Genomic DNA, 22,211 nt, shown 5'->3' on the forward strand with positions numbered 1-22,211 from the left:
GCGCTGGGAAACGGCCTAGCGCTTCCGCGCGATCCAGATCACGTGGCGCGCGCCACCGCCTCTGCCGGTGGCACGGACATTGACTTCGTTGACGTCGAAGCCGGCACGGCCGAGGCGCTTGGTGAAAGCTGAGTTGGGCCCCGATGACCAAACGGCGAGCACGCCGCCCGGCCGCAGCGCCGTCTTCGCCGCCGTGAGCCCGCTCGCATCGTAGAGCGCATCATTGCCCTTCCGGGTCAGCCCTTCCGGCCCGTTGTCGACGTCGAGGAGAATGGCGTCGAAGGCGGACCGCTGTGCCCGGATGATCTCGCCAACGTCGGTCTCCCGGATGCTCACCCTGGGATCTTCGAGGCTGTTGCCGAAGACCTGCGCCATCGGGCCGCGTGCCCAGGCGACCACCGCAGGCACGAGTTCGGCGACCACGATCTTCGCGTTGCTTCCGTGCACGGCAAGCGCCGCACGCAGCGTAAAGCCCATGCCGAGGCCGCCGATGAGGACGACGGGCTTTACGACATTCTCGATCTGCTTTGCCGCCAGCGTCGCGAGCGCGACCTCGGAGCCCGACAAGCGGCTGTTCATCAGCTCGTTGCTGCCGAGCTTGATGGAGAACTCGTTGCCGCGCCGCATCAGGCGCAGCTCACCGTCGGAACCAGGGATTTGCGCGGTGTCGATCTTTTCCCAGGGAATCATGGGAGAGCTTTAGCACGATCGGGAATCGTAGGGTGGGTTAGCCGAAGGCGTAACCCACCACTTCTGTATCCGCGGTAAGAGACCTTGGTGGGTTACACCCAGCGAACTGCGCTTCGCGCGTTCGCAAGGCTAACCCACCCTACAATCTCGCCCTATCCGCCCGCCCAGACGTCCAGCACATAGCGGTTCTTCGCGCCCATCTCCTCGATCCAGCGTGCGCTGGCCGCGGCATCGCTGCCGCTCTTCTCGCGGTGGATCGCGACGAGCGCTGCCTTCACGTCGGGCTCCATCTTACCGCCGTCGCCGCAGACATAGATGATGGCGCCCTGCCCGATCAGGGGCCAGACCTTGTCCTTCTGCGCGGCAAGTACGTGCTGCACATAGGTCCTGGGTCCATCCGCGCGCGAGAACGCCGTGAAGAGCTCGGCGATGCCGCTTGCGGCAAGCGCCTTCAGCTCGTCCGCATAAAGAAAGTCCTGGTCGGGATGGCGACAGCCGAAGAACAGCATAGCCGGACCGAGGGCGGCCCCTTTCGCCTTGCGCGCAGCGCGCTCTTGAAGGAAGCCGCGGAATGGGGCAAGTCCCGTGCCCGGCCCGATCATGATGATCGGCACGGATGAATCATCGGGAAGCCGGAAACCGGCCTTGGTCTCGCGCACGGTCGCATAGATCGCATCGCCCGCGCGACGGTTGGCGAGATAGTTCGAGCAGATGCCTTTGTAGGTGCCGCTGCCGGAGGCTGCCGGACCTTCGACCACGCCGACGGTGACGCTGCATCGCGCCGGGTCGACCGACGGCGAGGACGAGATCGAGTAGTAGCGCGGCGCCAGCAGCGAGAGCATTTCCAGATAGACGTGGAAGGGCAGTTCGCAGGCCGGATATTCGAGCAGCAGGTCGAACACCGATTTGCGCCTGGCCAAGATCTCGGTGCGGTAGCGCTCGAGCGTTTCAGGCTCCTCGCCAACGAACGCCAGCAATTTCGGCTTGGTGACCGGGCAGCGGGTGTGCTCGGCCATGATCTGGATCTGCTTGCGTGTCGCGATCTGCTGCAGCTCGACGAACTCGCTGAGCAGACGGCCGACCGACACGGCCTCGCCGACCGGCAATTGCGCACGGCGGCCTTCGGCCACCTGAAGCCTGATCTGATCAGCCGGCAGGAAGCCGAAGCGGCGGGCGACCGAATCCACCAGCGTCGGGTCGTTGCGCGGAACAACGCTCAAGTGATCGCCGACGCGATAGCAGACGTTGGACGGCAGTTGCACCTCGATGTGGCGTGTCGAACGCTCCGACGGATTGGCCGCGCTCTTGTTTTGAAGCTCGTCATTGACCAGCACCTTCATCGCCACTGCACCGCCCTGGGCGACGATGGTGTTGACGGCGGTTACCGCCACGGGCTCGATCGCGTAAAGCGGATCGTCTTCCGCGGTCCGGGTGAAATTCCAGTCGATGCCGAATTCCTTGGTCGCAACCTGGGCAGCCGCCGGGAACCATTTCTGGAACTGGCCGTCGAGGTCGCTGCGCGCATCGCCTTCGCCGCGCGGATAGACCGCGCGCGCACCATGCTTCGACAATTGTTCGTCAATGAAGCGCGGTACCGATTGATAAGTCGCCGCCCAGTCGCTGTTGCCGCAGCCGAACACGGCGTAGCGCACATTGGCAAACGCATCGTTCGGCAAGTCGCTGCCGAGCCATTTGACGAACTGCGTCGCATTGTCAGGCGCTGCGCCGTTATAGGAGGCGCAGATGATGAGCACGCCACCTTCCGGCGGCAGTTTGCCGACGTAATCGTCGAGCGGGCCAAGGTGAACGGCGAAACCGTTGATCTCGGCGAGATCGGCCATGCGCGTCGCCAGTTCCTCGGCGGTGCCGAGATTGGAGCCGTACAGCACCAGCATCGGCGTGTTGTGGCCCGGCCGCGCGGTCGGCTGGCGTGGCGCCCTCGCTGCCGAAGCCACAGCCGCGATGGGCCCGCCATAGGCAGCGCGCTCGCGGTCGGCGCGCGGACGCACCTTGATCTTGAAGCCTTCCGGCTTCATCGTCAGCGTTTCCTTCAGATGCATCTGATAGCGCTGGTGATCGATCAGCTTGAAGCGCTGGAGGATCATGCCGAGCGCAAGCGCAGCCTCGTGCATGGCAAAGCCCCGGCCGATGCAAGCGCGCTGGCCGTTGCCGAACGGCTTCCAGGCATTGATCGGCCGCTTGGCTTCGGCCTCGCGGCTGAAATTCTCGGGATCGAACGCGTCCGGGTTTGGTCCCCAGACGCCGGGATCGCGATGCAGCGCCGTCACCAGGATGGTGGTGAAGGTGCCCTTCCTGAGCTTGTACTTGCCGCCGCCGATGGTCTCGTCGTTGAGCGGCGAGATGCCGTAGGCCGGCGCCGGCGGCCACAGCCGCAGCGCCTCTTTCAGGATCTGCGTGATGTAGGTGAGCTGGGTCACCTGCTGATAGGTCGGCTTCGCATTGACGTCGGGGCCGAAGACGCGGTCGACCTCGTCATAGGCCTTCTTGAGAATGTCCGGATGCTTGAGCAGTGCATAGAGCGTGTAGGACAACAGGCCGCTGGTGGTCTCGTGACCCGCGATCAGGAAGGTGTTGATCTGGTAGCGGATGTTGACGTCATCGAGCTGCTCGCCGGTCGCGCGGTCGACGCCGGTCATCATCGCGGCCAGCATGTCCTTCTTGTCGTCGATCCCGTCCGCACTCTTGCGGCGCTCGGCGATGATCTCGTCGACCATCTTGTTCATGAAGGCGACGTCTTCGGCCAAGGTCTTGCGCCGCTTCTGCATCCAGAGCTGCTCGAACGGCAAGCCGCGCGTCATCATGATGGTTTCGAGCGAGCGCACCAGCGACTCGACGAAGGGGTGGTAGTCGCGGCGGTAGAACGAATTGAAGCGGTAGTCGAAACCGCACAGGCCGATCGTGTCAAGCGTCAATGCAGTCATGTCGTGGACGACGTCGATCTCGTCGTCGGCATTGAGCCGCTCCCATTTGTGGACGAGCTGCTCGGCGATATCGACCATGCTCGGATGATAGGACTGCATGGCGCGGTTGCCGAACGGCTGGAGCAGGATGTTGTGCGCCTTGCTCCAGTTCGGCTCCTTGGTATCGGCCGTGAACAGGCCGTCGCCGCCGACCGCGCGCACACGCCGCAGCGCGCCGCGCACCGTCTTGTCGAAGCGCTTCTCGTTGGAGAGCTCGTCGACGAGATCGTGGCCGGAGACGACGACGATCGGCGAGCCCATCATGTCGAGCCAGAAGATCGGACCGAGCTCCTTGGCAAGCCGCGTCAGGTGCTGCACGGGGGCGGCCGAGTCCAGCGACAACATATTGCCGACCACCGGCTTGGTCGGCGGATGCGGGATCGGGTCCAGTCGGTTCTTGGTTGACATTAAAAGTGCTTCCCCCTCAGTAACCCTCGTCATTGCGAGGAGCTCTTGCGACGAAGCAATCCAGATTACCTCCGCGGATACATTCCTGGATTGCTTCGCTTCGCTCGCAATGACGACCTAGCCAAACCGCCTTCTACGCCACTCGATCAGCTTGGCGCTGACCTCCTCCGGCTTCTCCTGCTGCGTCCAATGGCCGCTATCCTTCACGAGATACTTCTCGAGATCGGGAATCAATTTGTCCATGCCATCAGCGGAGGATGGCGGCAGCACCGCGTCGTTCTCGGCCATGATCATCAGCGACGGCACCCGGACCGTATGATCGAGCCCTGCGGAGCGCGTCCAATTGCGCGACATGTTGCGGTACCAGTTGATGCCGCCGGTGAAGCCGGTTCTGGTGAAGGCATCGACGAAGACTTTCTTCTCTTCCGGCGATAGGATCGGCGTACGCGGATCGTGCTTCGCGTCATAGGCGGCAATCATCTGCGGAAATGCCAGATTGAGCCGCGGCGAAGCACCGACACCGGCGACCACCTCCTCCGGCGGCGCGTCGGCCGGGCGCGGCACCGGCTTACGCATGAACGCATCGAAGGTCTGTTCGACACGGCTGCCGAAAATCCTGTCCGGCTCGCGCGCCGGATCCTGGAACTGCACGATGTACATCTTGTCGCCGAAGCGTGCGCGCAACAGCTCGATCGGATCGGCCCAGGCGCGATTGGTGTGGGGCGTGTTGATGCCGACCACGCCGGCGACCCGGTCGATGTGCCGCAACGGCATCTGCCAGACGATGAAGCCGCCCCAGTCGTGACCGGCGAAGATCGCCTTGTCGATCTGCAGGTGATCAAGCAGTCCGACGAGATCCCCGATCAGGTGCTCGATGTCGTAGGCCTCGACCGGCTCGGGCCGGTCGGTCGCACCGTAGCCGCGCTGGTCCGGCGCGATCACGCGGATGCCGGCCTCGCTCAACGCCTTGATCTGGTGCCGCCAGGAGAAGGCGAGCTCGGGCCAGCCGTGGCACAGCACGACCGGTGGCTTGTCATCGGCCGGGCCAGCCTCGTAATAGCCCATACGGATTCCGTTCGTCGTCGCGAACTTGAGCGGTGGCATTTCGATCATGGCGAACTTCCTACTCCGCAGCGCCCTTGATGTCGGCCGCGGGCGGCGCATAGGCTGCCTCCAGTGCGGCGAACTCTTCCGGCAGCATGTCGCACATCACCTGCACATGCGGAATGATGTTGGCGCCGACGATGAAGCCGAAATCGAGCTGGTCCCGATAGCTCTGCACGGTGATGTTGAGCGCCTGCCCATGCGTCGCGATCGACACCGGGAAGAGGTGCAGAAGCTCGGCCCCTGCGGCATAGAGTGTCTGCCGCGGTCCCGGCACGTTGGACACCGTGATGTTGGCGGCCGGCGGCAGCACGTCCGACAGGTTCGAGCGGCTGTAGAGCAGCGCCAGGATCTGCACCATGATCGGTGCGCCCAGCATCGAGATATTGGAGACCTGAGGCATCAGCGCCCGCAGCGGATGCGACATCTCCTTGGACTTGGTCGATTGCGCGATGATGGCTTCGAGCCGCGCCTTTGGATCTGCGATGTTGGTCGCGATCGAGCAGATCATGCCGAACACCTGGTTGTTGGCCTCGGTGTTGCCCTCCTCGCGCAGCGAGATCGGCACGGCGGCGGTCAAGGATTTCGCCGGCAGCGTGCCATATTGCTGCAGATAGCGGCGGACCACGCCGGAGGCGAGCGCCAGCACCACGTCGTTGAGCTTGCCGCCGGCCTGCTTGGCCAGCGCCTTCGCCCGCGAGAGGGAAATCGACACGCCGGCGAAGCTGCGCTCCGACGAGATGGTCTTGTTGAGCATGGTCGGCGGCGACACCATGCTGGCGAGGCTCTCGCGCGACTTCGGATCTGCGACCTTGCCAAGCACGTCGGAGACGCTCTTGAGCACGGTCGGGATGTTACCGGCAAAGCGCACCGCGCTCTCGATCTGGTACATCGCATTGTCGAACAGGATCGAGCCGATGTCGCTCTTGCCGGTGCGCGGCAATTGCAGGTTCTTCGCGGCCGCCGACGCGTCGAGCGGCTGGCTGAAGAGCTGCTGATAGGAATCGAGCAGGTTGGCGGCGATGTCGCGCGGCTCTTGTCCGGGCTTCGAACCGCCCATCGGCGGATCGACCTTTCGCGGAATCGGCGAGATGTCGTAGATCATGCTGGTCAGGGCCGCACCGGCGCCGCCGTCGATGGCGGCATGATGCATCTTGGAATAAAGCCCGACCTCGTTGTCCTTCATGCCCTCGAACACGTAGAATTCCCAGAGCGGACGAGCCCGGTTCAGGAGCTTGGCATGCATCCAGCCGACGATGCGTTCGAGCGTGGCGCGGTCGCGCGGCTGCGGCAGGCTGGCGCGGAAAATGTGACGGTCGATGTCGAACTGGTCGTCCTCGACCCAGGAGGGATGGTCGATGTCGAGCGGCGCCTTCTCCAGCCGCGCCTTCAGGATCGGCGCGATGTGCAGGCGCGAGACGATCATCGCCTTGAAGTCTTCGAAGAAGTCGCCCCTGTAATCGTCGGGCAGGCGAAAGATCGCCATGCTGCCGACATGCATCGGCATTTCCGGCGTTTCCAGATAGAGAAACGACGCGTCCAGCGACGACAGCTTCTTCCCGTCAGCCATAGTTCCCTCCCGCAGGATTTTGACGGGCGCCTTGGTCTGCGCTTCTCGTCAGGCCGATACTGCCTGTTCCGGCGGGGCATATGCAATGGCAAACGGCCCGGCCCGGTCAAATGGCCAGAATTCTCCCTCCGGTTGCGCCAGGCGGTCCGCCACGGCCCACAGCGCCGCGGGATTGACCCCGAGCCCGATATGGCTCGCCAGGTGCACCTCGATGTTCTCGGCACGGTCGGAGGGACGGAGCAGACAGGTCCGCCAGTTCACGACACCGTCGGCGCGCGAATAGATCGAGCTCGTGGGCACCGGCAGATCGCCCGCGATCGCCTCGCGCTGTTCGGCAAAATCCTCAACCCGCTCGCCGGACAGCGCCTCGTACAGCCGCGTGGCGTTGGTCGCCCGCACATCGTTGGCAAAAGGGCTGCCGAGCGTGACGACATAGCGGACCATTTCCGGCGCCTGAAGTGCGAGATCACGGGCATACACACCGCCGAGGCTCCATCCGACCAGGCTGACCTTGCGTCCGGAGGCGGCATGGATTGCTCCGAGCCGAACGCGCAAAGCGTCCCGCATCCGCCCGAGCCCGCCGAGATTGCGGCCCATCCGCCAGGCATGTGCCTCGTAACCGAGCTCGCTGAGATAGCGCCGCATCGGTATCATCGACAGGTCGCTGGCGAGGAAGCCCGGCAGCGCCAGCACCGGATGGCCGTCGCCCCTCGGCGCGCGCATCAGGAGCGGCGACAGCAGCAGGCTCGCATTGAGTTCGAACAGGCCCCGAGCCTCGGCAAGCAGCAGTCCGACACCCGGCGGACGAAGCCGGCCTGAATCCAGCGTCCCGTCCGGCCCTGACGACACTATTTCTTCTTGTCGCTGCTGCGCGTGCCACCGAGGCCGGCCATTGCGACGAACATATCCTGAAACCGCTCGGCGAGCTTGGGATCGTACGTAAACCAGCTCTGGACCAACGATTCGGGCGAGACCTTGTCGATGTTGCTCAAGACCTGCTGCTGTAGCTTGTCCATCACCGCCGTCTGCATCGGCGACACGTCGGGCAATCCAAAGAACTGGCGGGCCTCGAGGGGGGTGCAGTCGATTTCGATGTTAACTTTCATATCCCCTCCGGATGAGATTCGAGCGGCCTGCCGCCAGTATCGCCGCGAGTTGTGGTGCGACGCAAGCGACCTGATGTCGGCGGCCGGACGCCGGCTTCCGCGATCGGCGGGTACGGTCAATCAAATTGCTCGCACCGGCGTCCATCCGCCTGCCAATGCTGGTCAGCATTGCTGCACAGCGGTGCAAGTTGGCGCGTTCCTTGCTGGAATGACGCTTGCACGGGTCGAGAACTCTGGGCAACATGGATTGATCGGCCGGCCGAACAAATCAAAAATCACCGGCACGGCGGTGTGGAGAGGGTCAAGAATGTCAGTAGGTCGAAGTCTGTTTGCGGCGGCGCTCGCCGGTACGGTTGCGTTGACGGTCTCGCCGGCGTTGAGCCAGACGTTGCGCTATGCCAACCAGGGCGACCTGAAGTCGCTCGACCCCTATACCCTCAACGAGAGCACCACCCACGCCCATCTCGGTCACGTCTATCAAGGCCTGACCGCGCGGGACAAGGATCTCAAGATCATTCCGGCGCTGGCGGAAAGCTGGGAAACTCCGGAGCCGACCCGCTGGCGCTTCCATTTGCGCAAGGGCGTGAAATTCCACAACGGCGATCCTTTCACCGCCGACGATGTGCTGTTCTCCGCCGATCGCGTCCGCAAGAAGGGGTCCAATATGCAGACCCGCCTTGCGGCCGACGTCAAGGTCCTGAAGGTCGACGACTACACCGTCGATTTCGTCCTGCCCTCGCCCAATCCCATCCTGCATTCGTCGTGGGATGTCTGGTACATCATGGACAAGAAATGGGCCGAGGAGAACAACGTCGTCGATCCGACGCCGGTGGCGGCGACCACGCCGAGCTACGCCTCGCTCCACGAGAACGGCACCGGTCCCTTCATCATCGAAAGCCATCAGCCCGGCGTGAAGACGGTGTTCAAGGCCAACCCCAACTACTGGGGCAAGATGGAAGGTAACCTGAAGGAGATCATCTTCACCCCGATCGCCTCCGATGCCACCCGCGTCGCCGCGCTGCTCTCGGGCGAAGTCGATGTCATCGAGCCGGTGCCGATCCAGGACATCTCCCGCGTCGATTCCAGTCCGAATGCACAGGTGCTGAAAGGGCCGGAGCTGCGCACCATCTTCATCGGCTTCGACCAGACCCGCGACGAGCTGCTCTACTCCAACATCAAGGGCAAGAGCCCGTTCAAGGACGTCCGTGTCCGCGAGGCCTTCTACAAGGCGATTGATATCGAGCTGATCAAGACGCGCGTGATGCGTGGACTGTCGACGCCGTCAGCTCTGATGATCGCGCCGGAATTGTTCGCGCTGTCCAAGGAGTTCACGCGGCCGAAATTCGACCCTGATGGCGCCAAGAAGCTCCTGACCGAGGCCGGTTACCCCGACGGCTTCGAGGTCACCATGGATTGCCCGAACGATCGTTACGTCAACGATGCCGCGATCTGCCAGGCCGTCGTCGGCATGCTCGCCCGCATCGGCGTCAAGATCAATCTCCTGGCGCAGCCGAAGGCGCAATACTTCGCCAAGGTGCTCAAGCAAGGCGGCTACCAGACCTCGTTCTACCTCTTGGGCTGGACGCCGAGCACGATGGATTCCCACAACGTGCTCTATGACATCATGGGCTGCCGCGACGATGCGAAATCCTCGCGCGGTGAGGCCAATCTCGGCGGTTACTGCAACAAGGAGTTCGACGCCATCACCGACAAGGTGCTAGTTGAGACCGACACCGCCAAGCGCAACCAGCTGATCAAGCAAGCCTACGAGATCGCCAACAAGGACTGGGCCTACATCCCGTTGCACCAGCAAGCGCTGGCCTGGGGCGTATCGAAAAAGGTCAACCTGCCGCAGCGCGCCGACAATCTCGTCATGTTCCACTGGGCAACCAAGAAGGAATAGCGTCACTTGAACACAAGGTCCCGGCAGCGTCAGACTTCCGGGACCTTTCCTTTTCCGGCTGACAAAGACGTCGGCCGTACGCACACCCAAGGAAAGTGGAAGGCATGCTCGCTTTCACGCTTCGCCGCGCCGTTCAGGCCATCGGCGTCATGTTCGCCGTCGGCATCATCGCCTTCTCGATGTTCCGCTTCGCCGGCGACCCCGTCAACCAGATCGTCTCGATCGACACGTCGGCGGCCGAACGCGAGGTCGTGCGCAAGTCGCTCGGCCTGGACGATCCCGTGCCGCTGCAATTCGTGCGCTATTTCGCCGATGCCGCGCAGTTCAAGTTTGGTGTCTCCTATCAGTTCCGCCAGCCGGTCTCGACGCTGTTGAGCGAGCGCATGCCCGCGACGCTGGAACTTGCGATCTGCGCGACCGTCTTTGCAATGGTGCTCGGCATCCTGATGGGCGTCTATTCTGCGCTCAAGCGAGACACCGTGCTCGCCAAATTATTCCAGGCGGTTTCGCTGATCGGCATCTCGCTGCCGACTTTCCTGATCGGCATTCTTCTGATCTATCTGTTCGCGGTGACATTGGGCTGGCTGCCCTCGTTCGGCCGCGGCGAGGTGGTCAAGCTCGGCTGGTGGACCACGGGCCTGCTCACGCTGTCGGGCCTGAAGGCGCTGATCATGCCGTCGATCACGCTCGGCCTGTTCCAGATGACCCTGATCATGCGACTGGTTCGCGCGGAGATGCTGGAAGTGCTGCGGACCGACTATATCCGCTTCGCCCGCGCGAGGGGGCTGACCACCCGTGCCATTCATTTCGGCCACGCGCTGAAGAACACGCTGATACCCGTGATCACGGTCGCCGGACTTCAGTTTGGCTCGGTTATTGCATTTTCGATCATCACCGAAACCGTGTTCCAATGGCCGGGCATGGGACTTCTGTTCGTGCAGGCCGTGCAAAACGTCGATATCCCGATCATGGCCGCCTACCTGCTGATGGTTTCGCTGATTTTCGTCACCATCAATCTGGTGGTCGACATCCTCTACACCGTGGTCGATCCGCGCTTGCGCGCGACCGTCGGTCGCGCCGCATAAGGCAGCCTGCATGTCCGACGCAGTCGCTTCCAATTCCGACAAGCCGAGCGCGCAGCCGACGCATGCCGCCCACAGCTGGTTCAGCCGCGCGCTCGACAGCGACCTCTTCTATTCGTTCCGACGCTCCAAGCTGACCATGGTGGCGGCCGCCATCACGGTCTTGTTCTTCCTGCTCGCGATCTTTGCCTCCTGGCTCGCGGTGCAGAACCCCTTCGATCCGGCCCAACTGCAATTGATGAATTCGCGGATTTCACCGCTGTGGACCGCGGACGGCCAGAGCCCATTCCTGCTCGGCACCGACGAGCAGGGCCGCGACGTGTTCTCCGCCATTCTCTACGGGATGCGCATCTCGCTCGCCGTCGGCGTGGCCGGCGTGATCTTCGCCGGCGCCCTCGGCATCGCGCTCGGCCTGATCGCCGGCTATTTCGGGGGCGCGGTTGATGGCGTAATCATGCGGATCGCCGACGTGCAGCTCACCTTCCCCGCCATCCTGATCGCGCTGCTGGTCAATGGCATCGCGAAATCCATCCTGGGCAACCGCCTGGATGCCAACAGCATGCTGGTCGTGCTGGTGATCTCGATCGGACTGAGCTTCTGGGTGGGGTACGCCCGAACGGTGCGCGGTTCCGTCATGGTCGAAAAGAACAAGGACTATGTCGCCGCCGCGCAGCTGATCGGCCTGCCCGCGCCAAAGATCATGCTGCGGCATGTGCTGCCGAACACGATGGGCCCGATCCTGGTCATCGCCACCATCAACCTCGCGCTGGCCATCATCACCGAGGCGACGCTGTCCTTCCTCGGTGTCGGCCTGCCCGACACCATGCCCTCGCTCGGGACGCTGATCCGGATCGGCAACAACTACCTGTTCGCCGGCGAATGGTGGATTGTCGCCTTCCCCGGGCTTGCGCTGGCAGCGCTGATCCTCTCGATCAATCTGCTCGGCGACTGGCTGCGCGACGCGCTGAACCCGAAGCTCAGATGAGTACGGCTCGCCCATGACCGAACCTGTCCTCTCCGTGCGCAATCTTCATGTGGAGTTCGCCTCCCGCCGCGGCACGCTGCGCGCCATCGACGGCGTGTCGTTCGACATCGCCAAGGGCGAGGTGCTCGGCGTCGTCGGCGAATCCGGCGCCGGCAAATCCGTCACCGGCCTCTCGGTGATCGGCCTGATCGATCCACCCGGCCGCATCTCCGGCGGCGAGATCCATCTCGCGGGCCTGCGCATCGACAATCTGCCGCCGGAGGAGATGCGCCGCATCCGGGGCAAGCGCATCGGTATGATCTTCCAGGATCCCCTCACTTCGCTCAATCCGCTCTACCGGGTCGGCGACCAGATCGTGGAGACGATCCGGACCCACCTCAATCTCTCCGAACAAGCGGCGCGCCGCCGCGCCATCGACCTCTTGGCCGAAGTCGGCATTCCCGCGCCGGAAAAGCGCATCGACGGCTATCCCCACGAATTCTCCGGCGGCATGCGCCAGCGCGTGGTGATTGCGCTGGCGATCTGCGCCGAGCCGGAACTGATCATCGCAGACGAGCCGACCACCGCGCTCGATGTCTCCGTGCAGGCGCAGATCATCTCGCTGATCAAACGGCTCGGGCGCGACCACGGCACCGCCGTGATGCTGGTGACCCACGACATGGGCGTGATCGCGGAGACGTCGGACCGGGTCGCGGTGATGTATGCCGGCCGCATCGCCGAGATCGGTCCGGTGCAGGACGTCGTGAAGAACCCGCTGCACCCCTACGCCAGGGGCCTGATGGGCGCGATCCCGACGCTGGCCGGAGACGACAAGCGTCTCGTGCAGATACCCGGCTCCATGCCGCGCCTGTCGGCGATTCCGCCGGGTTGCTCGTTCAATCCGCGCTGTGCCTTTGCCTTCGACCGCTGCCGGGTGGAACGGCCGGAGCCGCTCCCACGTGGCGCTCAGTCGGTCGCCTGCCACCTCTATGACAACGTGCCGGCGGAGAGCGCGGCATGAGCGCTCCCTTCATCCAGGCCACCAATCTGCGCCGCGTCTTCGACGTCTCGAAGCCATGGCTCAACCGCGTGCTCGAAGGCGGGCATCTCGAATACCTCAAGGCGGTCGATCACGTTAGCTTCGAGATCAGGAAGGGCGAGACGTTCGCCCTGGTCGGCGAATCCGGTTCCGGCAAGACCACGGTGGCGCGCATGGTCGTCGGCCTGTTGCCGCCGAGCTCCGGCGATGTGCTGATCGACGGCGTGTCGATGACCGATCCGCGACAGGCGTCGGCGCGGCGAAAGCTGCGCCGCCGCATCCAGATGATCTTCCAGGACCCCTATGCGAGCCTGAACCCGCGCTTCAGGGTCGACGCCATCATCTCTGAGCCGATCCGCGCCTTCGACCTGATCCAGGGCGAGCGTGACATCCAGGCCCGCGTCGGCGAACTGCTCAGCCTCGTCGGCCTGCATCCAGACGACCGGCTGAAATTTCCGCACGAATTCTCCGGCGGCCAGCGCCAGCGCATCGCGATCGCGCGCGCGCTGGCATCGGACGCCGAGTTCATCGTCTGCGACGAGCCGACCTCGGCGCTCGACGTCTCCGTGCAGGCGCAGATCCTGAACCTGATGCGCGATCTCCAGGACAAGTTCGGCCTGACCTACATGTTCATCAGCCACAACCTCGCCGTGGTCCGCCACATGGCGAGCCGCGTCGGCGTGATGTATCTCGGCCGCATCGTCGAGATCGCGGAAGGACGCGAGCTGTTCGCCCGCCCGCGCATGCCCTACACCAAGATGCTGCTAGGTGCCGTGCCTGATCTTGCCATGAGCGGTCGCCAGCGCATTCCGGTGAAGGGCGAGATCCCGAACCCGATCCATCCCCCCTCCGGCTGCGCCTTCAACCCGCGCTGTCCGCTGGCGTTCGATCTCTGCCGCAAGGAGACCCCGGAACTAATCGACGGCGTCGCCTGCCACGCGGTCAACACCGCCCCGGTCCCGGCGTGACGCGCGCGTGCCATGCGGCCTGCGCATTGGCGGCGCGACATCGCCTGTGATCAATTGCGCGCCGCAAATGAGGTAGTCCATGGCCAGCAAGATCAATCCCGATCCATTCACGACGAGGCCGGAGATCGAAGGCACCTTCGGGGTCATCGCCACCACGCACTGGATCGCAACCGCCGTCGGCATGGCCATCCTGGAGAAGGGCGGCAACGCCTTCGACGCCGGTGTCGCCACTGCCTTCACGCTCCAGGTGGTCGAGCCGCATCTGAACGGCCCCGGCGGCGACGTGCCTGTCATCGTCCATGACGTCAAGCGCGGCCGCACCGAAGTGATCTGCGGTCAAGGCCCGGCACCGGCGCGCGCCACCATCGCGCACTATAAGAGCGAAGGCCTCGACATGGTGCCCGGCACCGGCCTGCTCGCCGCCTGCGTTCCCGGGACCTTCGAATCCTGGATGATGCTGCTGCGCGACTACGGCACGATGCGCGTGCGGGACGTGCTGGAGCCCGCGATCTCCTATGCGCGTGACGGCTATCCGCTGGTCGAGCGCGCCTGCGCCACGATCCAGACCGTCGAGCAGCTATTCCGCACGCACTGGCCGACCTCGGCGGCCGTGTACCTGCCGAATGGCGAGGTGCCGAAGCCCGGAACGCTGTTCACCAACAAGACGCTGGCTGCGACCTACTCCCGCATTCTCAGCGAAGCCGAGAGCGGCGGCGGCGGCCGCGACGCCGAGATCGAGCGCGCGCGAAAAGCCTGGTCGCAAGGCTTTGTCGCAGAAGCCATCGACAAATTCTGCCGCACCCAGGAGGTCATGGACGTCAGCGGCTCACCGCATCGCGGAGTGCTCTCTGCGGACGACATGGCGCGCTGGCAACCGACGATCGAGGCGCCGCTCACCTACGATTATGGCCGCTACACCGTCTGCAAGGCCGGCGTCTGGAGCCAGGGCCCGGTGACGCTCCAGCAGCTCGCTCTGTTGAAGGGCTTTGCACTCGACGGGCTCGATCCGACCGGGCCGGAGTTCATCCATCTTCAGATCGAATGCGCCAAGCTAGCATTCGCCGACCGCGAAAAGTTCTACGGCGATCCCAAATTCAACGAGATCCCGATCACGACGTTGCTGTCGGATGCCTATAACCACGAGCGCCGCAAGCTCGTCACCGACAAGGCCTCGCTCGACTTCGTGCCCGGCTCGGTCGAAGGTTTTGGTGGCGTGGTCAAGCTTCGCCGTGCCGAGGGCCAACGCGAGGCGGTCGGCGCACTCGGTGCCGGCGAGCCGACCGTGGGCCGCTTCGGCGAGGTGCGCGGCGACACCGTGCATTTCGACATCATCGACAAAGCCGGCAACATGGTGTCCTCGACACCATCGGGCGGCTGGCTGCAATCCTCGCCCATCATTCCGGAGCTCGGCTTCTGCCTCGGCAGCCGTGCGCAGATGTTCTGGCTCGAGGAGGACCATCCCGCCGCGCTCGCGCCGGGCAAGCGGCCGCGTACCACGCTGTCGCCGACCATGGCGCTGCGCGATGGCGAGCCCTATCTGGCCTGGGGCTCGCCCGGCGGCGATCAGCAGGACCAATGGATCACGCAGTTCTTCCTGCGCCACGTCCATTGCAACCTCAATCTCCAGGAGGCGATCGACGCGCCGGCCTGGCACTCCGAACACTTCCCGATCTCGTTCTGGCCGCGCACCGCGCGCCCGGGCGTGCTCGTGGTCGAGAACCGCGTGCCGAAGGCCACGATCGAGAACCTTCGCGAGCGCGGGCACATCGTCGAGGTCGGTCCCGACTGGTCGGAAGGCCGCCTCACCGCGGCCTCGCGCGTCGGCGTGCGCCGGCGCGCTGCCGCAAATCCCCGCGGCATGCAGGGCTACGCCGTAGGACGCTGATGGGCAGAAAATGACCTGGTCGATCATCGCGCGAGATCCTGCCACCGGCCAATTCGGCATTACCGTCGCGACCCGATTCTTCGCCGTGGGCGCGCATGTCCCGTACATTGCCGCTGGACTCGGGGCAATCGCCACGCAGGCCTTGGTCGATCCCTATTACGGCATCGACGGCGTCAAGCTGCTGCGCGAAGGCCTCAATGCACACGACGTCCTTGCCGCGCTGCTCGCTGCCGACGACGGTCGCGAGAGCCGCCAGATCCACATCATGGATGCGAGCGGCGAGATCGCAGTACATACCGGGCGCGATTGTATCGACTGGTGCGGGCACATCGCGGGCAGCGGCTTCTCCATCGCCGGCAACATGCTTGCGGGCGCCGACGTGCTCGACGAGACCGCAAAAACCTACATCACCAATGATAGCCTGCCCTTCCCGCGCCGTCTGCTCGCGGCCATGCGCGCAGGCGAAGCCGCCGGCGGTGACAAGCGCGGCAAGCAGTCGGCGGCGCTGCTGATCCATGGCGAAGAGGAATGGCCGGCGTTGGACATTCGCGCCGACGATCATCCCGATCCGCTCGGGGAGCTCGAACGGCTCGAGCGGGTCAGCCACGAGCTCTGGGTGCACTTCCGCGCCTCCATGCCGACGCGGCAGAACCCGACCGGCAACACCGATCGCAGCGTCATCGACGCCAGCATCAAAGCAGCCCGCGCAAGACAGCCATGAACGCCAGTCCCCTCATCGAGATCGAGGATTTGCGCATCCGCTTCCACGGCGACGATGGCCGTATCACCCATGCGGTCGACAGCGTCGATCTCAGCGTCGCCAATGGCGCCACGCTCGGCCTCGTCGGCGAATCCGGCTGCGGCAAGAGCGTGACGTCGCTGGCGATCATGGGTCTGCTGCCGAAGCAAAGCGCGGAGATATCGGGCGCGATCCGCTTCGAGGGGTTCGACCTGCTGAGCACCCCTGACCAAACCCTGCGCGACCTCCGTGGCAACCGTCTGGCGATGATCTTCCAGGAACCGATGACCTCGCTCAACCCGAGCCTGACCATCGGCGACCAGATCATCGAGACGATCCTGCGCCATCGCGGCGGTTCGCGGCGCAATGCGCGCGAGCGGGCGATCGAGCTCCTGCGCCGCGTCCACATTCCCTCACCCGAGCGACGGATCGACGAATTCCCGCACAAGCTTTCCGGCGGCATGCGCCAGCGCGTGATGATCGCGATGGCGCTTGCCTGCGATCCGCGCCTCTTGATTGCTGACGAGCCGACCACGGCGCTCGACGTCACCTTGCAGGCCCAAATTCTGGAGCTGATGCGGGAGTTGAAGGCGGCGAGCGGTGCCGCCATCATCCTGATCACGCATGATCTCGGCGTCGTCGCCGAGGTCTGCGACGAGGTCGCGGTGATGTATGCCGGTGAGATCGTCGAGCGCGCGCCGGTGGACGAATTGTTCTCGGCACCGCAGCATCCCTACACCGTCGGCTTGCTCGGCTCGATCCCGCGCCTCGACCATCGCGCCGAGCAACTCGCCACAATCGAAGGCATGGTGCCGAACATGGCGCAGCCGCCCGTCGGCTGCCGCTTCGCCGCGCGCTGCCCGTTCGTGCTGGATGCCTGCACCAAGGCGCCGCCGCCATTGATCGAAGTCAGCCCCAGTCACCTCTCGCGCTGCATCCGCGCGCCCTTGGAACTCCTGGTGTGATAATGGCGCAGCTCTCCCCTCTCGTGCCCCGGGTGCAGCGCAGCACAAGCGAAGCGCCGTGGTGCGCTGCTGAACCGAGGCCCATATGGCGGCACACTGGGTCCCGGTTCAGCGGCGCAACACCTTGTGCTGCGCCGCGCCCGGGACACGAGATCGGTGTTCGCGAGGAGCAGAGGCGATGACCGCACTGCTCGAGGTCCAAGGCCTGGTCAAGCATTTCGTCGCCGAACGCTCGCTGTTCGGCCGGGCGCTGGCGCATGTCAAAGCTGTCGATGGCGTCTCCTTCTCGCTCAAAGCCGGCAAGACGCTGGCCCTGGTCGGCGAGTCCGGTTGCGGCAAATCCACCGTCAGCCGCCTGGTGCTGCGGCTGATCGAGCCGGATGCGGGCACGGTGCGCTTTGACGGCCGCGATCTTCTCTCCCTGGACGCCAATGCGCTCCGCGCCTTCCGCCGTGAAGCCCAGATCATCTTCCAGGACCCCTACGCCTCGCTCAACCCACGCACGACCGTTGGCCAGATCCTGACCGAGCCGCTGGCGCTCCACGATCTGGTACGGCCGAAACAACGGCACGAGCGGGTCGCGGAGCTGTTGCGGCTGGTCGGGCTGGAGCCGCGGCTGGCGCAGCGCTATCCGCACGAATTCTCCGGCGGTCAGCGCCAGCGCATTGCCATCGCCCGCGCGCTCGCGGTCGAGCCGAAGCTGATCATCTGCGACGAGCCGGTCTCGGCGCTGGACGTCTCGATCCGCTCACAGATTCTCAACCTCCTGCGCGAGCTCCAGGACCGGCTCGGCCTCGCCTACATCTTCGTCTCGCATGATCTGGCCGTGGTCAAGCACATCGCCGACCACGTGGCGGTGATGAATCTCGGCCAGATCGTCGAGACCGCGGAGGCCGACGCGCTCTTCGCAGCACCGCGCCATCCCTATAGCCGGGCGCTTTTGTCCGCGATTCCCCTGCCACAGCCGAAAGCGAAGCGAACGACGGTCCTATTGACGGGCGAGATCCCGAGCGCGCTCAACCCGCCGGCCGGCTGCCGCTTCCACACCCGCTGCCCCTTCGTTATCGCGCGCTGTCGCACCGAGGCGCCGGAGCTCGTGGCCGACCGCGCGGGCCACGCCGCCGCCTGTCACCGCGTGAGCGAGCTGCCGCCTGCCGACGCCATCCTGCCGGCCGCCGGCGGGTTTTCGCCGGCACTTGCAAGATTGATCGCGGCCTTCAGCCGAAAGACGGAAGGCGCGGCCGTCTCCGGGGTTGGTATACAAGGCACCGCGCCCACAACGACGTAGCCGAAGCAATGGGGATTGTCCGATGAAGATGTTTCGCCTGGCCGCAACGGCCACCGCCTTCCTGCTGTCGGTCGTAACAGCGCAAGCCCAAACCACGCTGCGCATCGGTCTTGCCGAGGATCCCGACATCCTCGATCCCTCGATGGCGCGCACCTATGTCGGCCGCATCGTGTTCTCCGCGTTCTGCGACAAGCTGTTCGACATCGACGAGAAGCTCAACATCGTGCCGCAGCTCGCGCTGTCCAGCGAAACGGCCGACGACGGCAAGGCGCTCGTCATCAAGCTCCGCCCCGGCGTGAAATTCCACGACGGCGAGCCGTTCGATGCCGAGGCCGCAAAGTTCTCGCTGGAGCGCCACCTGACCTTCCCGGGCTCCTTCCGCAAGCCGGAGCTGGCCTCAGTCGACCACATCGATATCGTCGACCCCCTCACAATCAAGCTTGTGCTGAAGTCGCCGTTCTCGCCATTGCTCGCGCAGCTCACCGATCGTGCCGGCATGATGATGTCGCCGAAGGCGGCGAAGGAAGCCGGCGACAAATTCGGCCTGCGTCCGGTCTGCGCCGGCCCCTACAAATTCGTCGAGCGCGTGCAGCAGGACCGCATCGTATTCGAGAAGTTTTCCGACTACTGGAACAAGGACAACGTCTTCATCGACCGTATCGTATTCCAACCGATCGTCGACGCCACGGTGCGGCTCGCCAACTTGAAATCCGGCGGGCTCGACCTGATCGAGCGCGTGCTCGCCACCGACCTCAAGGAGGTCCGCGGGGATTCACGGCTGAAGGTCGCGACCGCCATCGAGCTGGGCTATCAGGGGGTCACCCTCAACATCGGCAAGGACAAGGCCAAGGGGCCGCTCAGCCAGTCCGCCAAGGTGCGACAGGCGCTCGATCTCGCCATCGACCGCGAGGCGATCAACCAGGTCGTGTTCAACGGCGAGTTCCAGGTTGGCAATCAATGGGTCAATCCTGATCATCCCTATTATCAGAAATCCCTTACGGTCCGTCCCCGCAACGTCGAGAAAGCCAAGGCGCTGCTGAAGGAAGCCGGCGGGACGCCGCCAGTCAGCGTCGACTTCCTGGTGCCAAAGGGCGCGGAGACGGAGACGCCGGCGCAGGTGATCCAGTCGATGGCGGCCGAAGCCGGCTTCGACATGAAGATCCGCCTCACCGAATTCGCGACCGGACTGAAGCAGGCCGAGGCCGGAGACTACCAGGCCTACATGCTCGCCTGGAGCGGCCGCGTCGATCCCGACGGCAACACCTACGTCTTCCTGCACAGCGGCGCGCCGCAGAACTACGGCGCGTGGAACAATGCACAGGCCGACAAGGCGCTGGAGGATGCGCGAGCGGTGACCGATCCCGCCAAGCGCAAAGGCAGTTACGAAGCTCTGGCGAAACTGGTCCAGGAGGAAGAGCCCCTCCTTTACCTCTACCATCGCCGCATCATCATCGCGCACACGACCAAGCTCGAAGGTTACAGGCAGATGCCCGACGGCCTCGTGCGCGTGGTCGGTCTCAAGCTGAAGTGACGCCGAAGGGATGCTGAACTTCCTCGCCCGCCGCCTTGTGCAGATCGTGCCGACGCTGTTCTTCGTGTCGGTGCTGATCTTCTCGCTGCAACAATTGCTGCCGGGCGATCCCGCGCTGGTGATGGCGGGCGAAGAGCGCGATCCTGCGGTGATCGAGCAGATCCGGCATCAGTACCGGCTCGATCAGCCGGTTCCCGTGCAGTATGCCTACTGGATCAAGGGCGTCCTGTCGGGCGACTTTGGCGAGTCGCTGCGCAACAAGATGCCGGTGCGCGAGCTGATCGCACAGAAGCTGCCGGTGACGCTGCAGCTCGGCTCGATGGCGATCCTGATCGCGTTCTGCATCGGCATTCCCGCCGGCATCGTCGCGGCCGTGAAGAAAGGCACCGCCTGGGACTACGGCGCCAATTTCTTCGCGCTGTGGGGTATCTCCACGCCGAATTTCTGGCTCGGCATCATGTTGATCTTCCTGTTCTCGATCGAGCTCGGCTGGCTGCCGGCCTCGGGCTATGTGCCGCTCACCGAAAACTGGCGCGCGAGTCTGGCGGCCACCATCATGCCCGCCTTCGTGCTCGGCAATGCGATTGCCGCGATCCTGATGCGGCATACCCGCAGCGCCATGCTCCAGGTGCTGGAGAGCGACTATGTCCGCACGGCGCGCGCCAAGGGACTGTCGGAACGCTCGGTCATCCTCAAGCACGCGATGCGCAACGCGCTGACGCCTATCATCACGCTCGGCGCGCTCGAGCTCGGCACGCTGCTGTCGGGCGCGGTGCTGACCGAGCAGATCTTCTCCATCCCCGGCTTCGGCAAGCTGATCGTGGATGCCGTGTTCAACCGCGACTATGCGGTCGTGCAGGGCGTGGTGCTGGTGACGGCCACGGTCTACATCACGCTGAATCTCGTTGCGGACGTCGCTTATATCCTCGTCAATCCGCGGCTACGGGGCTAGTGCCATGACCGACACAGCGCTCGCCAGTTCCGTCACGCAAGCTCACGAGCCGGACAGCCCGGCACGCCGCGCGCGGCGGCGTCTGTTCAAGCGCAAGGCCGCTGTGTTTGGCCTCATCGTGATCATCGCGTTCATCCTTCTTGCGGTGCTTGCACCGATCGTCGTTCCCTACGATCCCGTCGCGACGAGCTGGAGCCTGGTGCGCAAGCCGCCGACCGCCGCGCACTGGTTCGGCACCGACGAGCTCGGCCGCGACATCCTGAGCCGCGTGATCTACGGCGCGCGAGCCTCGCTGCTCGCTGGCTTGATCTCGGTCGCCATCGCGCTCAGCATTGGCCTGCCGCTGGGCCTCGTCGCCGGCTATCGCGGCGGCTTCACCGATGCGCTGATCAGCCGGATCACCGACGCAATGCTCGCCTGCCCGTTCCTGATCCTGGCGATTGCGCTGGCGGCATTCCTCGGTCCGAGCCTCGGCAATGCCATGATCGCGATCGGCATCTCGGCAACGCCGATCTTCATCCGCCTGACCCGCGGCCAAGTGCTCAGCGTCAAGGCCGAAGACTATGTCGAGGCTGCGCGCGCGCTCGGCAATCCGCCGTGGCGCATCGCGTTCTCGCATATCCTGCCGAACATCCTGCCGGCACTGCTGGTGCAGGCGACGCTATCGATCGCCGCCGCGATCATCGCCGAAGCCGCCTTGTCCTTCCTCGGCCTCGGCCAGCAGCCGCCGGCACCGTCATGGGGCAGCATGCTCAATGCCGCACAGCGCTTCCTGACCCAGGCGCCCTGGATGGCGATCTGGCCGGGGCTCGCGATCTTCCTGGTGGTGCTGTCGCTGAACCTGCTCGGCGACGGCCTGCGCGACGCACTCGACCCGCGCCAGCGCTGAAGCGACGGAAAAAAGCTGACGGCGAGGTTCGTTCACCTCTCCCGGAGGGAGAGGTCGAATTGCGAAGCAATTCGGGTGAGGGGATCAGCTCCATCGAGGGAACATAACCCCTCACCCGGCGCTACGCGCCGACCTCTCCCCTTGGGA

18 protein-coding genes are annotated in these 22,211 nt (G+C 64.7%); 12 read left to right on the forward strand and 6 right to left on the reverse strand.

Going from position 1 to position 22,211, the window contains the following annotated elements:
* Window positions 1–15: 15 nt before the first annotated feature.
* From CWO91_RS17555 to CWO91_RS17580, 6 genes are all read right to left on the reverse strand, one after another.
* On the reverse strand, window positions 16–690 hold the full coding sequence (locus tag CWO91_RS17555; protein ID WP_130214771.1) for a spermidine synthase: 675 nt from the start codon (window positions 688–690) through the stop codon (window positions 16–18).
* A gap of 152 nt (window positions 691–842) precedes the next feature.
* Window positions 843–4,079 carry a bifunctional cytochrome P450/NADPH--P450 reductase gene (locus CWO91_RS17560; RefSeq protein ID WP_130214773.1) on the reverse strand — a complete coding sequence of 1,079 codons (3,237 nt, stop codon included), beginning with the start codon at window positions 4,077–4,079 and terminating at the stop codon, window positions 843–845.
* 117 nt (window positions 4,080–4,196) lie between these two features.
* Window positions 4,197–5,192, reverse strand: a complete 996-nt coding sequence (locus CWO91_RS17565; protein WP_165405518.1) for an alpha/beta fold hydrolase — start codon at window positions 5,190–5,192, stop codon at window positions 4,197–4,199.
* A gap of 10 nt (window positions 5,193–5,202) precedes the next feature.
* The gene (locus tag CWO91_RS17570; protein ID WP_130214777.1) at window positions 5,203–6,753 is read right to left on the reverse strand and encodes a WS/DGAT/MGAT family O-acyltransferase; all 1,551 of its coding nucleotides are present in this window, start codon (window positions 6,751–6,753) and stop codon (window positions 5,203–5,205) included.
* 48 nt (window positions 6,754–6,801) lie between these two features.
* Entirely contained in the window at window positions 6,802–7,602 is an 801-nt protein-coding gene (locus CWO91_RS17575) for an alpha/beta fold hydrolase (RefSeq protein ID WP_130214779.1), read from the reverse strand.
* On the reverse strand, window positions 7,602–7,859 hold the full coding sequence (locus tag CWO91_RS17580; protein WP_091891548.1) for a DUF6489 family protein: 258 nt from the start codon (window positions 7,857–7,859) through the stop codon (window positions 7,602–7,604). The genes CWO91_RS17575 and CWO91_RS17580 overlap by 1 nt, the downstream gene beginning before the upstream one ends.
* Before the next feature lie 307 nt (window positions 7,860–8,166).
* Between CWO91_RS17580 and CWO91_RS17585 the strand changes: the two genes are divergently transcribed.
* The 12 genes from CWO91_RS17585 (at window position 8,167) to CWO91_RS17640 (ending at window position 22,064) form a co-directional block, all read left to right on the forward strand.
* Window positions 8,167–9,762 (forward strand): ABC transporter substrate-binding protein, encoded by a 1,596-nt coding sequence (locus tag CWO91_RS17585; RefSeq protein WP_130214781.1) that lies wholly within the window; start codon window positions 8,167–8,169, stop codon window positions 9,760–9,762.
* Window positions 9,763–9,866: 104 nt separating this feature from the next.
* Window positions 9,867–10,847, forward strand: a complete 981-nt coding sequence (locus tag CWO91_RS17590) for an ABC transporter permease (RefSeq protein WP_130214783.1) — start codon at window positions 9,867–9,869, stop codon at window positions 10,845–10,847.
* 10 nt (window positions 10,848–10,857) lie between these two features.
* On the forward strand, window positions 10,858–11,829 hold the full coding sequence (locus CWO91_RS17595; RefSeq protein ID WP_130214785.1) for an ABC transporter permease: 972 nt from the start codon (window positions 10,858–10,860) through the stop codon (window positions 11,827–11,829).
* 13 nt (window positions 11,830–11,842) lie between these two features.
* The gene (locus CWO91_RS17600) at window positions 11,843–12,829 is read left to right on the forward strand and encodes an ABC transporter ATP-binding protein (protein WP_130214787.1); all 987 of its coding nucleotides are present in this window, start codon (window positions 11,843–11,845) and stop codon (window positions 12,827–12,829) included.
* Entirely contained in the window at window positions 12,826–13,815 is a 990-nt protein-coding gene (locus CWO91_RS17605; RefSeq protein WP_130214789.1) for an ABC transporter ATP-binding protein, read from the forward strand. Before CWO91_RS17600 ends, CWO91_RS17605 begins: the two co-directional genes overlap by 4 nt.
* 79 nt (window positions 13,816–13,894) lie before the next feature.
* Entirely contained in the window at window positions 13,895–15,700 is a 1,806-nt protein-coding gene (locus CWO91_RS17610) for a gamma-glutamyltransferase family protein (protein WP_130214791.1), read from the forward strand.
* Window positions 15,701–15,710: 10 nt separating this feature from the next.
* On the forward strand, window positions 15,711–16,421 hold the full coding sequence (locus CWO91_RS17615; RefSeq protein ID WP_130214793.1) for a DUF1028 domain-containing protein: 711 nt from the start codon (window positions 15,711–15,713) through the stop codon (window positions 16,419–16,421).
* On the forward strand, window positions 16,418–17,404 hold the full coding sequence (locus CWO91_RS17620; protein ID WP_130214795.1) for an ABC transporter ATP-binding protein: 987 nt from the start codon (window positions 16,418–16,420) through the stop codon (window positions 17,402–17,404). Before CWO91_RS17615 ends, CWO91_RS17620 begins: the two co-directional genes overlap by 4 nt.
* A 178-nt stretch (window positions 17,405–17,582) precedes the next feature.
* Window positions 17,583–18,692, forward strand: a complete 1,110-nt coding sequence (locus CWO91_RS17625) for an ABC transporter ATP-binding protein (RefSeq protein ID WP_130214797.1) — start codon at window positions 17,583–17,585, stop codon at window positions 18,690–18,692.
* A gap of 22 nt (window positions 18,693–18,714) precedes the next feature.
* Window positions 18,715–20,223, forward strand: coding sequence for an ABC transporter substrate-binding protein (locus CWO91_RS17630; RefSeq protein ID WP_130214799.1), 1,509 nt, complete (start codon window positions 18,715–18,717; stop codon window positions 20,221–20,223).
* A gap of 10 nt (window positions 20,224–20,233) precedes the next feature.
* Entirely contained in the window at window positions 20,234–21,175 is a 942-nt protein-coding gene (locus CWO91_RS17635; protein ID WP_130214801.1) for an ABC transporter permease, read from the forward strand.
* A 4-nt stretch (window positions 21,176–21,179) separates the two neighbouring features.
* Complete coding sequence (locus CWO91_RS17640; RefSeq protein WP_130214804.1) at window positions 21,180–22,064, forward strand: ABC transporter permease; 885 nt, start codon at window positions 21,180–21,182, stop codon at window positions 22,062–22,064.
* The last annotated feature ends 147 nt before the right edge of the window (window positions 22,065–22,211 follow it).

Origin of the sequence: Bradyrhizobium genosp. SA-3, assembly GCF_004212635.1 — a bacterium.
Classification (GTDB): domain Bacteria; phylum Pseudomonadota; class Alphaproteobacteria; order Rhizobiales; family Xanthobacteraceae; genus Bradyrhizobium.

Coding starts and splice junctions, on each gene's coding strand:
- CWO91_RS17595 (WP_130214785.1), top strand. CDS start 10,858: ATGTCCGACGCAGTCGCTTCCAATTCCGACAAGCCGAGCGCGCAGCCG.
- CWO91_RS17625 (WP_130214797.1), top strand. CDS start 17,583: ATGACCGCACTGCTCGAGGTCCAAGGCCTGGTCAAGCATTTCGTCGCC.
- CWO91_RS17600 (WP_130214787.1), top strand. CDS start 11,843: ATGACCGAACCTGTCCTCTCCGTGCGCAATCTTCATGTGGAGTTCGCC.
- CWO91_RS17635 (WP_130214801.1), top strand. CDS start 20,234: ATGCTGAACTTCCTCGCCCGCCGCCTTGTGCAGATCGTGCCGACGCTG.
- CWO91_RS17555 (WP_130214771.1), bottom strand. CDS start 690: ATGATTCCCTGGGAAAAGATCGACACCGCGCAAATCCCTGGTTCCGAC.
- CWO91_RS17565 (WP_165405518.1), bottom strand. CDS start 5,192: ATGATCGAAATGCCACCGCTCAAGTTCGCGACGACGAACGGAATCCGT.
- CWO91_RS17615 (WP_130214793.1), top strand. CDS start 15,711: ATGACCTGGTCGATCATCGCGCGAGATCCTGCCACCGGCCAATTCGGC.
- CWO91_RS17630 (WP_130214799.1), top strand. CDS start 18,715: ATGAAGATGTTTCGCCTGGCCGCAACGGCCACCGCCTTCCTGCTGTCG.
- CWO91_RS17570 (WP_130214777.1), bottom strand. CDS start 6,753: ATGGCTGACGGGAAGAAGCTGTCGTCGCTGGACGCGTCGTTTCTCTAT.
- CWO91_RS17605 (WP_130214789.1), top strand. CDS start 12,826: ATGAGCGCTCCCTTCATCCAGGCCACCAATCTGCGCCGCGTCTTCGAC.
- CWO91_RS17620 (WP_130214795.1), top strand. CDS start 16,418: ATGAACGCCAGTCCCCTCATCGAGATCGAGGATTTGCGCATCCGCTTC.
- CWO91_RS17610 (WP_130214791.1), top strand. CDS start 13,895: ATGGCCAGCAAGATCAATCCCGATCCATTCACGACGAGGCCGGAGATC.
- CWO91_RS17640 (WP_130214804.1), top strand. CDS start 21,180: ATGACCGACACAGCGCTCGCCAGTTCCGTCACGCAAGCTCACGAGCCG.
- CWO91_RS17590 (WP_130214783.1), top strand. CDS start 9,867: ATGCTCGCTTTCACGCTTCGCCGCGCCGTTCAGGCCATCGGCGTCATG.
- CWO91_RS17580 (WP_091891548.1), bottom strand. CDS start 7,859: ATGAAAGTTAACATCGAAATCGACTGCACCCCCCTCGAGGCCCGCCAG.
- CWO91_RS17585 (WP_130214781.1), top strand. CDS start 8,167: ATGTCAGTAGGTCGAAGTCTGTTTGCGGCGGCGCTCGCCGGTACGGTT.
- CWO91_RS17560 (WP_130214773.1), bottom strand. CDS start 4,079: ATGTCAACCAAGAACCGACTGGACCCGATCCCGCATCCGCCGACCAAG.